We start from the raw sequence: 16,725 nt of genomic DNA on the forward strand, positions 1-16,725 counted from the left end.
AAACCCGATCACAGACTGTCTCGTGGGCTCGGAGATGTGTATAAGAGACAGGCATTACAGTGCCTGTTGATAACAAATATCTCTGCTGCTATTTTATGGCAGACCGCGAGATCGACACCGAAGAACTGACCGCTTATGCATCAGGATCACTGGCGCATTACATGGTTCCGGATGTTTTTGTCCAGATGGAAAAAATGCCATTAACGCAGAACGGAAAAATTGATAAAAAAGCACTGCCGAAACCAGTTTCACAGCCGGAAAATCTGAAAGAACCGAAAACACCGATGCAGAAGAAAATCTTTGAAATCGTTGCAAAAGTTGTGGAAAATGACTTCTTCGGAATTGACACAAGCTTCTACAGAGCCGGTCTTTCTTCCATCAGTGCCATGAAACTCTGCATTCTGATCTCTGATGAATTTGGAGTTACTGTAAAGACAAGTGACATTCATGAGAACAATACAGTTGAGAAACTGGAAAAATATGTTATGCTTGCTCCGAAAATCAGAACTTATGAAAAGAGAGATGTTTATCCGCTTACAGGTTCCCAGAAAGGAATTTTCGCAGAGTGCAGCAAGAATCCGGAGAGCACCGTGTACAACATCCCGTTCCTTTTTGAACTGGAAAATACAGTTGATGTACAGAAATTATCAGAAGCAGTTACAGCAATGGTAAATGCACATTCTTATCTGCTCACAGAAGTTTATCTCAGCGATAAAGGAGAAATGGTACAGCGTCCTTGTGAAGACACATTCATACCTGAAGTGATCGAAACTACAAATGCTCAGTTTGAAACCTTGAAGAATGAACTTGTACGTCCGTTTAAACTGGAAAAAGGACGTCTGTTCCGTGCCAGAATCTATTGTACAGAAGATAAGAAATATCTCTTTACAGATTTTCACCATATCATTGCAGACGGCAATTCCTACGATATTATTTTCGAAGATATCAACCGGGCATATAAGGGTGAAAAACTGGAAAAAGAATCCTATACAGGATTTGACGCTGCCCTTGATGAAGAACAGCAGATGAAAGAGGGCAAATACAAAAAAGCTGAGAAATATTATGACAGCGTTTTTGGAGAAGTTGAGACAGAATCACTTCCACTTCCGGACTGCGCAGGAAAAGTTCCTGAAAAAGGCTATCTGGAAAGAAAACTGAACATCAAAGAAGATACCATCCTCTCAAGCTGCGAGAAATTTGGAGTTACACCAAACGTCTTATTTACAGGTCTGTTTGGTATCCTTATGGCAAAATACTCTAATTCAGAGGACAGCCTTTTTGCAACAATTTATAATGGAAGAAATGATTCCAGACTTGAGAATACCGTCTGCATGCTTGTAAAAACACTTTCTGTTTACAGCAGATTTGAACCAAAAACAACTATACAGGCATATATGACAGAACTTTCCGAACAGGTACTGTCATCCATGGCAAATGATATTTTCCCATTCTCTGATATTTGCGCGAAATATGGATTTAATTCTGATCTCGTATTTGCATATCAGGCAGAGCTCAGTGACGATTATCCGATCGGAGATACGATCGCAAAAGGCAGCGACCTTTCCCTTGATATGGCCAAAATGCCTATGCTGATCCAGGTGAGAGAGTACGATAATCAGTATGTACTTACTGCAGAATACCGCAGTGATATGTACAGTGAAGCTTTTATAGACGGAATTCTTGACGCATATGAAGCAGCAATGAAATCTATGCTGAAGAGCAAATATGTTTCAGAAATCTCTGTTATTTCTGAAAATGCAGTAAATAAAATTGCTGAGTTCAATCATACAGAATGTGAATATGACAGAAGTAAGACGATTTCTGATATGTTTGATGAACTGGTTCAGACCATACCGGATCATACTGCTGTTGTATTTAAAGACAAAAAGTATACTTATAAAGAATTGGATGAGATCAGTAACAGACTTGGAAAATATATTGCCTCTCAGGGAATTGGCAGGGAAGATGTAGTATCCATCCTGATCCCTCGTTGTGAATATATGGCGATTGCGCCGATGGGCGTAATTAAAGCCGGTGCAGCATATCAGCCTCTTGATCCGTCTTATCCGAAAGACAGACTTATGTATATGCTGGAAGATTCAGCAGCCAAACTTCTGATCGCAGCCAGAGAACTTTTACCGCTGGTTGACGGATATCAGGGACCTGTTTTATTTACAGATGAGATCATGCAGCTTAAAGATACAGACGCAGAGCTGAAAAAGTCGCAGCTGCATGACCTGTTTATCCTGCTTTATACCTCAGGTTCCACAGGAGTACCAAAAGGCTGCATGCTTGAATATGGAAATATCACTGCATTCTGTCACTGGTATAGAAGATATTACGGCATAGATTCCAGTTCCAAAATAGCAGCATATGCCTCCTTTGGCTTTGATGCTTCTATGATGGATATCTACGGTGCACTTACAAATGGCGCAGAACTTCATATTATACCGGAAGAAATCCGCCTTGATTTTATTGGAATCCAGCGTTACTTTGAGGAAAATGGTATCACCCACTCCTTTATGACAACACAGGTTGGAAGACAGTTTGCGCTGGAAATGGACTGCGAAGGTTTGAAATATCTTTCTGTAGGAGGAGAGAAGCTTGTTCCGTGTGAACCGCCGAAGAATTATAAATTTGTAAATGTTTATGGACCTACGGAAACTACCATTCTTGTAACTGCATTTGAAGTAGACAAGTATTATTCCAATATTCCGATTGGAAAAGCGCTTGATAATGTCAAACTTTATATAACAGATAAGTTTGGACATATGCTTCCATATGGTGCCTGCGGTGAATTAATGATATCCGGATGGCAGGTTTCAAGAGGTTATCTCAATAAACCTGAGAAAACCGCAGAGGTGTATACAAAGAATATCTATGATGATGCAGAAGGATATGAAGTGCTGTATCATTCCGGTGATGTAGCAAGATATCTTCCGGACGGAAATATTCAGATCATCGGCAGAAAAGATTCCCAGGTTAAGATCAGAGGCTTCAGAATTGAACTTTCAGAAGTAGAGGAAGTTATCAGAAGATACGAAGGCATCAAGGATGCGACAGTAGTTGCCTTTGATGAGCCAAATGGTGGAAAATACATTGCAGCATACATCGTATCTGACAGTAAAATTGACATCAATCAGCTGAATGATTTTATCAAAGAAACAAAGCCACCTTATATGGTGCCTGCAGTTACCATGCAGATTGATAAGATCCCGCTAAATCAAAACCAGAAAGTAAATAAAAAAGCACTTCCTGTACCGGAGAGAAAAATAGCAGAGATCGTTCCGCCACAGAATGAGATTCAGCAGAAATTATTTGACTGTATTGCAGATGTACTCGGCTATACAGAGTTTGGAATCACAACGGATATTTATGACGCAGGACTGACTTCCATCAGTGCGATCAAGCTCAACATCCTGATCTCAAAAGCATTTGACATTGTGATAAAAACATCAGATATCAAGAATAACTCTACGATCGAGATGCTGGAAGGCTTTGTAAAAACAGCAGGAAAAGGAACAAAGAGAGAAGTGCAGGAGAGTTATCCTCTTACCAATACACAGGAAGGAATCTTTATTGAATGCACTGCAAATATGGGATCAACCATTTACAACATTCCGTATCTTCTGAAACTTGATAAGAAAGTAGATCTGGACAGGCTTGCAACAGCAATTGACAGCACAGTTGAGGCACATCCTTATCTGAAGACCCGTCTCTTTATGGACGATAACGGAGATGTTCTTCAGAAACGTGATGATCAGTTAAGTTACAAAACACAGATCATAAATGGAATGAACAAAGAAACTCTGGTCCGCCCGTACATGCTGTTCAATGAACAACTCTGCAGATTTGAAATTTACAGAACCTGCGATGGAAATTACTTGTTCCTGGATGTTCATCACATTATCGCAGACGGTACCTCTCTTGGAATTATAATCAATGATATCAACAGAGCCTACAGTGGAGAGAAACTGGAACCGGAAGAATACACTTCCTATGACCTGGCGCTTGATAATAGAGATGCACTGAACAGCGATGCTTACAAAAATGCAGAAAATTACTATAGATCTATATTTGAGAAAGCCGGCGGAAGCATAAACTTCTACCCGGATAAAAACGGCCCGGTTCCGACAGCCGAAACTTACCACAGAGAAACCACAGAGGTTTCCGTACAGAGAGTAAAAGATTTCTGCCAGAAGCATGGAATTACAGAGAATGTATTCTTCATTGCTGCATTTGGTCTTACATTGGGTAAATATAATTTCAGAAAGGATGCAGTCTTTACTACTATTTATCACGGCAGAAATGATTCCAGACTTTCGGAAACAGTTGGTATGCTTGTAAAAACACTGCCTGTTTACTGCGATTTCTCAGGAAATGCGAAAGATTATCTGAACGGTGTTCAGGAGCAGCTGATCAATTCCATGAACAACGACATTTATCCGTTCTCACAGATCAGCCATGAATTTAACATCAAAGCAGATGCCATGGTGATCTATCAGGGAGATAACTTCGCATTTGATACCATTGGCGGCGAATATGCGCAGGAAGAACCAGTTCAGTTAAATATGGCAAAAGCCCCTGTTTCCATCAGTATTTCAATTGAAAGAAATAAATTTGTCTTTGAAATTGAATACAGAGGCGACATGTATTACGAGGAAACAATTAAATATCTTGCAGATAATCTCGAAACAGCAGCAGATGGAATCCTCAGAGAATATGATCCGACAGATATCAGACTGATGTTTGAGGAAGAGACAGAGATGGAGAACGATCCGGAACATGCAGGAAAAACTTTCGTAGACCTGTTCAGAGAAACCGCAGCAAAATATCCGGACAGACCTGCAGTAAGAGACGGAATGGGTGAGTTCACCTACAGAGAACTGGACAGAATGTCCGATTACATCGCACAGAAACTTACCGAAAATGGATTCGGCAGAGAAAAGGCAGCAGGTATTTTGTGCGGAAGAACAAAGGAATATGCCGCTGCATATGTTGGTGTTATGAAAGCCGGAGGAGCATACGTTCCGTTAGATCCGGAGTATCCGCAGAGCAGAATTGAATATATGCTGAAAGATTCAGGAGCAGAAAACCTCCTTGTGATCAATCAGTACCGTGACCTGGTTGCGTTCTATGATAAGAATATCATAAGCCTTGACGATGTTGCAGAAGAATCAAAAGACTTTGAACTTTCCGCAGAACTTACACCTCCGGAACCGGAGAATCTTGCATACATGATCTACACCTCCGGTTCAACAGGAAAACCAAAAGGAGTTATGATCGAACAGAGAAATCTGATGAACCTGATCGAATACATCCGTCTTACAAGAAAACTTTCAACAGACGATATCGTTGCAGAATTTGCAAGTTTCTGCTTTGATGCATCCGTGATCGACCTGTTTGCACCATTGACATCTGGTTCTGTATTATATATCCTGCCAGAGGCTATCCGAAAAGATGCCATTGCTGTTGGAAAATTTATCAAAGATGAAAAGATTACTACCGCAACATTCCCGACACAGATGGGTGAGCTGGTGGCAGAACTTCTTGAAGATGCCCCGGATCTTAAATTTGTGACCCTGGGCGGTGAGAAATTTAAGCATTACAGAAACCGAACCTATCAGATGATCAATGGCTACGGTCCGACAGAAAATACTGTATCTTCAACAGAATTCCGGGTTGATAGACAGTATGATAACATACCGATCGGAAAATCCCAGAGAAATGTCCGCAGTTATGTGGTTGACAAAGATCTGAACAGACTTCCGGTTGGCGCATCCGGTGAACTTTGCCATGCCGGCCGTCAGATTGCGAGAGGATATCATAATCTTCCGGAAAAGACAGCCTCTGTATTTGTTGAAAATCCATACTCTGTATGCGAAGACGATAAACGTCTCTACAGAACCGGCGATATGGTCCGCATGAAAGGTGACGGAAATATAGAATATATCGGCAGAATTGACTCCCAGGTAAAGATCAGAGGATATCGTGTTGAACTTGGCGAGATCGAGGGTGCCGTTCTGAAACATGAACTGGTAAAGAATGCCGCTGTAACAGTAGTTGAAAAAGGTGGAAACAAGTATATCACTGCATATTATACAGGAGAAAGTATTCCAGATGAAGAACTCAAGACATTTCTGGAGCCACTGATCCCTGATTATATGATGCCGTCATTCTTCGTTCACATTGAGGAAATGCCTGTAACACCAGGCGGCAAGATTGACAAAAAAGCACTCCCGATGCCGGAGATAAGTGTAAAGGGAACTGATTATGTAGAGCCGGTTACTGCAGTTCAGAGAGCACTTTGCGAGATATTTGAAAAGGCGCTGGGCCTTGACAGAGTTGGAATAGAAGATAACTTCTTTGAAATCGGAGGTTCCTCACTTACTGCATCAAAAGTTGCAGTTATGTGTCTCTCGAAGAATATTTCCATCGTATATGCAGATATTTTCAAATATCCGACTATACGTGAACTTGCAGCGATCGTGGATGATAATGCAGCATTTGACAACCCGCAGAGCAATAATGAGTTCTCAAACTACAATTACAACAAGATCCAGAGTGTGATCAGCGGAAACGTTGAAGAAAATGTGGACAGAGTCACAAAGGAAAATCTGGGAGATATCATGATCACAGGTGCGACCGGATTCCTTGGAATACATATCCTGAAAGCATATCTGGATAATTATGATGGCAAAGTTTATTGTCTGGTACGTAAGGGCTCTTATGAATCCATGGAAAAACGAATGATGCATATGTTAATGTATTATTTCGATAATCCTTGCGAAGAACTGTTTAAAGAGCGTATAATTTGTGTAGACGGCGACATTACATCAAAAGAACAGGTAGAGGGATTTGCTGCCTACAAATTCCAGACCATTATTAACTGCGCTGCATGTGTAAAACATTTTGCGGCAGGTGATGTTCTGGAGAAAATCAATGTACATGGCGTTGAAAACCTCATTGAGTTCTGTAAAAACAATGGCCGCAGACTGATTCAGATTTCCACAGTTTCCGTTGCAGGGGAAGGCTCAGATGGTAATCCGCCGATGTCCAGAGTATTTAATGAAAATGATCTGTACATTGGACAGAGTATTACAAACGAATATATCCGTACAAAATTCCTTGCAGAAAGAGCGGTACTGGAAGCAGTTTCAGCCGGACTTGACGGAAAGATCATCCGTGTAGGAAATCTGATGAGCAGAGATTCCGATGGTGAATTCCAGATCAACTTTATCACCAATGGATTCTTACGTAGCCTGAGAGGCTATAAAGCAGTCGGCAAATTCCCAATGGGCGGCATGCACGAAGCAGCAGAATTCTCACCGATCGATTCTACTGCACTTGCAGTCCTGAAACTCACACAGACCGACAGAAGATTTACTGTATTCCACGCATGCAACAGCCACCAGATCTACATGGCAGACCTGATCTATGCAATGCGCAGGTATGGATTTAACATTGACATTGTCAGAGACGAAGACTTCGAGGAAGCTGTAAGGGAGTTTGCAAAGGACAACAAAGATACAGATGCTGTTTCCGGTCTGATTGCATATACTTCACATAATGAAAATGAGATCTATACAATGGAATACAGCAACAAATTTACCGCACAGGTACTTTACAGACTCGACTACAAATGGCCTGTCACAGACGACAGATACCTGGAAAGCGCAATAGAAGCACTTGACAGACTGGCATTCTTTGATTAAGTTAAGTTGGTTATTGTTTGTTCCGTGCACAGTAACTAAGTAAGTTGAGGACTTTAACCAAATCAAGTGAGTCTCTTGCTTCAATTGTGAATATCCGCTTGACTTTCGAAAAGAGAAAAACAATGAGAGAAAAATAATAAGTAATGAGCAACAGGTGAGAACTGGATTATATCAGGAGGGTCTTAAGATCTCCTGATGAACTGCGAAGCAGTTATCCAGGTAATCCTGTTCGCCTGAAAGGGAGGAAAAAATTAATGGAAATTGTAAGCAAAACAGAAGGAAACAAAGTAACCATGGAAATCACCGGATGGCTCGACACACAGACATCACCGCAGTTAGGAGAAGAACTCTCAAAACTCGATGACAGCGTAACAAGTCTCGTATTCGACTTCGCAAAACTCGAATACATCTCATCCGCCGGCTTACGCCAGGTAATCTCTGCATACAAAAAAATGGCAGGCAAAGATGGCTTCAAAATTATAAACGTTTCTGATGAAGTATTTGATGTATTCAGACTTACTGGGTTTGATCAGAAGATACAGATTGAAAAATAAAAATGTCCAATCTGAAACTATACAGAATAAACATCCAAAATATTGCTGATCCGCTGCAAGACCAGCGGCTTCTGAATCTGGTTGGTACAGAACGAAGAAAAAAAGTAATGCGATATTACAGACCAGATGACCGAAAAAGAAGCCTGGGTGCAGGCATTATAATCAGAAAAATCCTGACTGAAAACGGTCTTTCAGAAAGCAATCTGAAGTATTCCGAAAATGAAAAACCGGTTGTAGATAACCTGTTTTTCAACATATCCCACGCAGGAGATTACGTGGTCGGAGTACTATCAGACTGCGAAGTCGGATGCGATATCGAAAAAAACGATAATGCACCCCTTAAAATCGCCGAACACTATTTTTATTCATCCGAATTAGACTACATAAAAAATGCAGATGATAAAAACAAAGCATTTTTCACCCTCTGGACCCTAAAAGAAAGCTACATGAAAATGACAGGCAAAGGCATGAGTCTTGCCCTGGGTGCATTTGAAGTTGTCCCGACCGCAGATGGCTTTATACTTGGAAAAAGCCCGGAAAATCGGTGCTTTTTTAAGACTACGGAATTTGATGGTTATATTTTTTCGGTATGTAATGAAAAAGAGTTTGAGCTGGAGCAGATGGAAAATTGTGATATTTTAGATTTATGAAAAGAAAAAAGATTTGAAGTATTTTGGACCAAAATTCGATTTGGGCTATATGAAAATAGAGACTATTGTAAATGAATTTGATAATTCGTTTTACAGTAGTCTTTATTTTTATTCCAATATGGGACTATTAATAAATAGATAATTGATTCATTACCTGTTTAATTTTACATTCCAGTATGGTTGTATAGCAATGAAACAATTTTAATTATAAATGAAAAATCATATAAAGTCAAAATGTTATACCTTAAAATAAATATATTCCAATAAAAAGGGATTGAATTAATATACCGAACGTAGTATAATGAAAACAGAAAAATTGGAGTGATACAAAGAGAGGAGGAGTTCCAAATGACAGAATTAAAACTAGAGTTTCAATTAGAAAATTCAGAATTACCTATTGATGTAGATAAGGTAATTCTGAGTTTTATGAAAGCATCTATAGAAAACTATTCTCCAGAGCTATTTGACAAACTTTATAACAAAAGAGAGTCTGTAGTTAAAACTTATTGTTGGGCGTGCTATTTACCTGGGGCTAAATTTATGCAAGATGTAATTAAACTGGGGATGAATAAATTTACAATAACTTTTTCAGACGCTGATATGAAGGAATTGCTTATGTTCTTTAATGCATTTACCCTTATGAAATATAAAATGTTTCATATGAACAAAAATTCGATGAAATTAGTATCTGTTAAAACAAAGAAACTTCGAGAAATTGAGGAAAATGAAATAATTATAAAGATGCAGAGTTCTTTGGTAGCTAGAAAACATAACAGTGACGACAATACGGATAATTATTATACTTATGAAGATCCGGAATTTCCCGAAATAGTAAAAGAAAATTTGAGGATTTTTTTGCAAAAGATAAATATGGAGAGAAACATTAATGACTTCTCTATTACGCCTTTGAAAGGGAAGAAAGTAGTTACCAGAATTATGGGAAGACCTGTTGATGCAAGCATCGGGATTTACAAATTAACAGGACATCCGCGGTTATTGGAACTACTATATTTAGCAGGATTTGGTACAAGACGTTCTATCGGACACGGAAAATTTGAAATCATATATTAGCGGGAGGAGATGATTTCTTGGACAAATATGTGATAACTCTAGGCGATTTTTTGAAAAATGCTGGCATTGTAGGATTTAAATATATGTTGGAATCGGCAGAAGCAAAAGAGAACGTGGACTTCGGAATTACAGAAGATGGTCAGGGCTTGTGGCTTGATATGGATTTTGCATTAAACGCTGATTGGACTGATATGTATTTTAAAGCTTGCGTACAATATTTTGGACCATCTACAGTTTATCAAGGTGTACTTGACAGAATTGAAAAGTGCCTGGATAAAATCCAGAGCGGGAAATGGAATCCGGGAAAAGATGAGAAAGAGGATTTAAAATTTATCAATGATAAATTACTTTCTAACAGTTATCAGGCAGGTTTTGAAAATATAAAAGATGAAATTGATATGCCTGAAGTTTATCAGAAGTTAAAAAAAGATAAACTAAATGACAAGTTAGACGCAGAAAAATTGAAAGAGCGGTTAACTGAGTTAGAAAAATTTCTACAACATCCGAAATGCAGAGAAACATTCATTATGAAAAGCGTGGTATATACATACATCAATCGTTTCTGGAGTGGAAAATGTTTTTTGATTCGTGCAAATGCAAAGAAAAATATGCGTGAACTATTTGAAAAGGATTTCTCAGAACCATTTCGAAAATATCTGGAAGCGGATCATAAAAAAGCGAAAGATTTATGCATTGATTGCGGTATGCCGATAGGACCGAAAGAAAAGAATTCGATAGCATTTATGAATGAAGTTGGAGATGATTTTACAAGAAAACGTTCTGCTTTTTGGGAGTGTAAAGTAGATGCATTTCTTTGTCCGGGATGTACATTTGTTTATGCGTTAAGTCCACTGGGATTCCGCCTGTTTGCTAATAAATTTGTTTTTGTAAATTTGAATAATAATATTCAGGCCTTACTAGAATCTAATTCAAAAACAGACAAAGACAGTGTAAACAGTGAAAAAACAGAAGGAGAAAAATATTCACGATGGTTTGCAAAAACAATTAATATCCTGTTAAAAGAAAAAATGCAGGAAATATCCAACATCCAGGTAATTCTTCGTGGGATAAGAGCAGAAGACAGATATTTGCTGGGAATTGTTCATAAGAGTATGCTGGATATTATAAAGGTTTCAAGCGTATCAAAAGCATTGCAATTATTGGGAAAATTTCCTTATATAAAAATCAGGAGTGAATTTGTCAATGTACATGAAACAGTGGTTATCAATTTGCTTCAATATCGTAATCAATATCAGTTATTAAACCAGTTATTGAAAGCGGCTATCGAAGAAGATGCATTTAACTTTTATGTGAATTGTGTATACGAAGTTCAACTACAGTCAGAAATTATATACTTCACAGAAGAACAAAAAAGAAAGGAGATTGCTATGTACACAAGTATGAAAAGAAGCGGATCAGATTTAAGAAAAGCAATCATGGCATCTAAGGGGGTGGCTTCAGGGGATTGTCTTAGAGGAATTGAATATCAGCTGTTGAATGCTTTATCTGTAAGAAATGTTGAAAAATTTATGGATGTTGTTTTGAGACTGTATAGTTCTTATGGTTCGCAGAAAAATGAAAAAGGACAGGAACTGTTAATTCCAACAGGATTAGTGCAGATGCTTGGAGATCAGGAAAAATTCACAAGATACGGCTATGCATTTGTAATGGGACTGGAAGGATGCTATGAAAAAAAGGAGGATAAGCAGTCATGAGGAGAGAAGGATTAACGATTACAATGATTTTTCTGGCAGAAAGTGCAAACTATGGAGAAGGGATTGGAAATATTTCTTCTTTGAAAAAAATGACACGAGGAAATCATGAGCAATATTCTTATATTTCCAGACAGGCTATGAGATACAATATTGTGCAGCAGGCAAACTGGGACAAGACTCCAGTGGACGGAAAAAGTGGAGTTGTACAGTTTGCACCGTCTGCTACGGTTGCGGATTATCCGGAAATTGATCTGTTTGGATATATGAAAACAACAGCAAAGGGTGATGATCAGAAAGGCGGAGCAGCTACCAGAAGTGCAGTTGCCAGACTTAGTAATGCTATTGCATTAGAACCATTTCAGGGAAATCTGGAGTTCCTGACAAACATGGGATTAGCTGTCAGAGGAAATCTGGAAAATGGTATTGCACAGAGTGAAATCCATCGTTCTTATTATGCATATACAATGTCGATTGATTTGGACAGAGTAGGTGTAGATAGCAATATTAATATTAAAAAAGAAGAAAAAGCAGAACGAGTGAAAATTCTGTTGGATTCCATACATTATTTATATAGAGATATCAAAGGAAGACGTGAAAATTTAAGCCCGTTATTTATTATTGGAGGAAGATACAGCAGAAAGAATCCTTTCTTCGAAAACAGGGTAAAAGTTGATGATAATAAAATAAATGTAGAAACATTGCAGGAACTGATAAACGACAATGAACTTGGTGAATATACTTTTGCCGGAGTCACTGCAGGGATTTTTGATAATGAGGAAAAGATAAAGAAAGAATTAAAAGCGGAATCTGTAGGAACTGCATTTAAGCACTTAAAAGAGGAAGTGGATCTGTATTATGGAGAAAGCAATTAGATTACAGTGTTTTCAGAATCTAGTCAATTATAGAAAACCAAGCAGTTTTATTATCAAAGAAACATTTCCGCTCCCTCCGTACTCTACTGTTTTAGGTATGATTCATGCAGCGTGTGGCTATACAGAATTTCATCCAATGAAACTTTGTATCCAGGGAACAAACAGTGGAACTGTATCAGAACTTTATACACGATATTCTTTTTCAGCAGGAGCGAAATTTGAGGAAGGCAGACACCAGATTTGTATTGAAGACGATGAAAAATATGGCATTTTCCGTGGAATTGCAAATGTTGAGCTCATATGCGAAAACCATATGGTTATTCATATCGTTCCAAATGAAAAAGACTTTGATACAGTTTACCGTTCACTGAAAAATCCACCTAGATATTTATCCCTAGGACGTTATGAAGACTTGTTGGATATAGAAAGAGTTGATATCGTGAAAATTCATCAGGAAGATGAAGTAGATTTGAAAAGAGATATGTATATTCCGGTGGAGTCTGAATGGAAGAACGATGAAGAAAAAATAAAAATTCGAAATCGAAAAATGACGATTTACAATTTGACAAAAGAGTATGAAATTACTAAACAAGGATTGCGGCGATGGAAAAAAGAAAATGGAAGAATTAAAGCGTATTATTGTCCACAGGGAATGACATTAAGAAAAGGGGCATATGTGGATGATATGGAGGAGGATGCGGCGATAGTTTTCAGTTGATAAGTTGGTGTACAAAGCAAGGCGGGAATGTCTGCCTTGCTTTGGGAAAGGACTGCACATATGGAATATTATGCAAAATCGAAGAGAAAATCATTATCTTCAGAACAGATTAGTGAAATGAAAAATAATCTTCAATGTGTGATAGAAAAACTTGATGAGTATTTTACGGAATCAGAAGTAGACATTTTGAATCATAATATTGAAAATATATCGAAAACTTCAGAAGAAAAGCAGAAAACATTAAGGGAACATCATGAGGACATTGTGAAGTGTGCTGAGATGTTTTTTTTACAATATGGGGAATATTTTACAGAAAAAGAAAAGAAATTAGTAGTAGAAGCATGTAGAATACATGATCTGGGGAAAGCAAATCTGGTTTTTCAGACATTAATATGTCCGAAATTGAAGACAGAGATTCGCATAGATGTAGGAAGCACTTCGCAAATTCCACATGGATTTCTAAGTGGTGTAACTATTTCACTAGATGAATTTGAAGATCTGTCAGAATTATTTTCAGAAGAAGATTTTGGTCCATTTATTACCGCAGTTTATTATCATCATGATAGGGAAGATCATTATGAAAGTCCGGAAATCAGAAGATATGCAGAAAAATATTATATGGAACAAATTAATGAATATTTAGACAGAAAAATAAAAAAGTTAAATTGCAGTAATTTAGATGATTTGTTATTTCGTAATAGAATCTATTCTGGAAAATTTACAGTTGAACCGACTATATGGAATGAATATCTTTTGATAAAAGGCCTGCTTAATAAATTTGACTATGCAGTCAGTGCTGGTTATGAAAATGCAGAGAACGCTGTTGACCTTAAAGAAAAAAGGCTGGTAAAAAATATAGAAACTTCTTTGATTGGAAAAGAATTAAGACCAGCCCAGAAATTTATGAAAGAGAACAAAGATAAAAATCTGGTTGTTATAGCACCTACAGGATCTGGAAAAACGGAAGCAGCATTATTATGGATGAATGGAGAAAAAAGTTTTTATACATTGCCATTGAAAGTTTCTTCCAATGCAATATATTTACGTATCAAAGAAAACTATGCATATGAAGATGCAGCATTGCTACATTCTGATAGTATGGCAATATACTTAAAGGAATATAAAGGTAGTGGAGAAGATATTAGCGAAAAATACGAACGTGCCAGAATGCTGGCTCAACCGTTGACAGTCTGCACAGTAGATCAGTTATTCAGATTTGTTTACAGGGCATTGGGAACAGAGATATTTGCTGCTACATTGAAATATTCAAAAATAATATTGGATGAAATTCAGTCATATGAGCCACGTATAATTGCAACTATCATTTATGGATTAAAAATGATACAGGAGTTAGGTGGAAAATTTGCTATTATTACAGCAACCTTTCCACCAGTACTCAAATATTTTATGGAACAATACAAGTTAATTGAGGGGGAACAATACTTATTTCAAGATTTTACTGGTAAAGAATATCAGATAGAAAAATATCCCAGACATAAAATAGAAATTAGACATTCAGAAATGGATTTAGATGAAATTAGAAATCAGGGGATAAATAAAAAAGTATTGGTTATCTGCAATACTGTTTCCAGAGCACAAAAGTTGTATAAAGAACTTCAGGGAGAAAATGTATGGCTCTTACATTCCAAATATATCAGAAGAGACAGAGCCTTTCTGGAAAAGAAGATTATGGAATTTTCTGAGTCAGATGAACCTGGAATATGGATTACAACACAAATTGTTGAAGCAAGTCTGGATATAGATTTTGATATTTTATATACAGAAATGTGTACTGCGGACAGCCTTTTGCAGCGTATGGGAAGATGTAATCGTAAAGGCAGATATTGTCCTGATGAGCCTAATATTATTATATTTGATAATCGAAATGGAGTTAGAGAAGGAAAGAATCAAAGCATATATGAAGACAAGTTATATGACAGGTCTTTAGAGTTACTGGAAAAATATGAATATGCATTATTTTCTGAAGATGAAAAAACTACATATATGAATGAAGTCTATAGCGTGGATGGAGTGAAAGAAACTGCATATTTTAAAAACATTCAAAAATATTTAAAAATGTTTGCTGAAATCCATCCAACAGAATATTCTGCAGATGAAGCTAAAGTAAGGGATATCAAAAGTATAACAATTGTTCCAGATGATATTTATAATGCAAATCAACAATTATTTGAAAATGGAGTAGAGTTTCTGAAAAAATCAAATATGAGCAAGGAAGCCAGAAGCCTGATAAGATCCAAATTGGAAAATCTTACGTTAAGTTTAAATCTTTATCAGGGCTTTCCGAAAGAAGCAGACAGAGGAACAGTTGGACAAAATGGAGACAGGAAAATAATAGATATTCGTAGAGTGAAGTATCGATATGAATTTGATGTTGAAAGTGGACAAGGACGAGGTTTGTTATTTGAAGAGCAATTAGAACGGGATGGAATATTTGTGTGAATATGGGGCGTAAATATGGAAGAACGAATAACAGGAGTGATGATTTATTATTACTTTGTGTGTAAATGCATACGGCGACACCCAGTGGCCGCTTTTGCGGCCGTAAGTGGACACGGAGCGAAGCGAGTGGCCAGTTTTCTTAACCAATAAATACTGCTACCGCCTATAATGGAGATGCCCATCAAAAGTGATGGAGATTCTATTTAGGAGGTAGCCTATGTTAGACTACAAAGATATTCTTAACAAGCACTATGTGCTAAAACTGTCCGCACGAGAGATCAGTCGGCAAACGGGGATGAGCAAATCTGGGGTGCTAAAATTTATTCATGCATTCGAAAAATGTGAAGAACTGGATTACCCACTTCCGCCCGGAATAACCAATGCAGGAATCGCTGTGAAAGTGTATGGTAAAGTGCCCGGTGAAGGAGGCCGGGATGAAAGCTACGAGTATCCTGATTATCCACAGGTTTTGAAACTGATGAATGAGCGAAAGAACATGACGCTTCAGGTGTGCTGGGATCGGTATAGCAGGCGATGCAAAACAGAAGGGAAAAAGGCGTACCAGTACAGGCAGTTCTGCGAGCTCTTCAATAAATGGTGTGATGAGAACTACGAAACAGCCCATTTCACAGCTGTGATTGCCCAAACAATGGAAGTTGACTTTGCCGGCAAGACATTTGATCTCATCGACCGATTAACAGGCGAGATCACGCCGATTGTGGTGTTTGTAGCAATCCTTCCGTATTCGCAGTATATCTACGCTGAAGGAATGACCTCTACAAAAGAGATACACTGGATAGAGGCTAATAACCATGCGCTGAAAGCTTTTGGAGGTGTCCCTGCCATTGTGATTTGTGACAATTGCAAACAGGCCGTGATTGCGAACAAGGACTGGATCCAGCCAGAATTAAATCAGGACTATGCTGAGTGGGCGGAACACAACCACACCGTGATTCTCCCTGCGAAAGTC

General features: G+C 38.0%; 8 protein-coding genes and 1 pseudogene. All 9 read left to right on the plus strand.

What is annotated here, in order from left to right; translation table 11 throughout:
- The first annotated feature begins 59 nt into the window (after positions 1-59).
- Positions 60-7,715, plus strand: a complete 7,656-nt coding sequence (locus ACTNES_RS13825) for an amino acid adenylation domain-containing protein (RefSeq protein WP_441039699.1) — start codon at positions 60-62, stop codon at positions 7,713-7,715.
- Positions 7,716-7,969: 254 nt separating this feature from the next.
- Complete coding sequence (locus tag ACTNES_RS13830) at positions 7,970-8,269, plus strand: STAS domain-containing protein (RefSeq protein ID WP_216460376.1); 300 nt, start codon at positions 7,970-7,972, stop codon at positions 8,267-8,269.
- A 2-nt stretch (positions 8,270-8,271) separates the two neighbouring features.
- The gene (locus ACTNES_RS13835; protein ID WP_441039702.1) at positions 8,272-8,919 is read left to right on the plus strand and encodes a 4'-phosphopantetheinyl transferase family protein; all 648 of its coding nucleotides are present in this window, start codon (positions 8,272-8,274) and stop codon (positions 8,917-8,919) included.
- A 348-nt stretch (positions 8,920-9,267) separates the two neighbouring features.
- On the plus strand, positions 9,268-9,990 hold the full coding sequence (gene cas6, locus ACTNES_RS13840; RefSeq protein ID WP_279207542.1) for a CRISPR-associated endoribonuclease Cas6: 723 nt from the start codon (positions 9,268-9,270) through the stop codon (positions 9,988-9,990).
- A gap of 17 nt (positions 9,991-10,007) precedes the next feature.
- Positions 10,008-11,705 carry a Cas8a1 family CRISPR/Cas system-associated protein gene (locus ACTNES_RS13845; protein WP_279207543.1) on the plus strand — a complete coding sequence of 566 codons (1,698 nt, stop codon included), beginning with the start codon at positions 10,008-10,010 and terminating at the stop codon, positions 11,703-11,705.
- Positions 11,702-12,577 (plus strand): type I-B CRISPR-associated protein Cas7/Cst2/DevR, encoded by an 876-nt coding sequence (gene cas7i / locus ACTNES_RS13850; protein ID WP_279207544.1) that lies wholly within the window; start codon positions 11,702-11,704, stop codon positions 12,575-12,577. The genes ACTNES_RS13845 and cas7i overlap by 4 nt, the downstream gene beginning before the upstream one ends.
- Positions 12,561-13,295, plus strand: coding sequence for a CRISPR-associated protein Cas5 (gene cas5 / locus ACTNES_RS13855; RefSeq protein ID WP_279207545.1), 735 nt, complete (start codon positions 12,561-12,563; stop codon positions 13,293-13,295). The genes cas7i and cas5 overlap by 17 nt, the downstream gene beginning before the upstream one ends.
- A 60-nt stretch (positions 13,296-13,355) precedes the next feature.
- The gene (gene cas3 / locus ACTNES_RS13860) at positions 13,356-15,755 is read left to right on the plus strand and encodes a CRISPR-associated helicase Cas3' (RefSeq protein ID WP_291814344.1); all 2,400 of its coding nucleotides are present in this window, start codon (positions 13,356-13,358) and stop codon (positions 15,753-15,755) included.
- Between the two features lie 217 nt (positions 15,756-15,972).
- Positions 15,973-16,725: pseudogene (locus tag ACTNES_RS13865) on the plus strand (hypothetical protein); the annotation flags it as partial.

This window comes from Blautia sp. HCP3S3_D9, assembly GCF_052063845.1.
Lineage (GTDB): Bacteria > Bacillota > Clostridia > Lachnospirales > Lachnospiraceae > Blautia_A.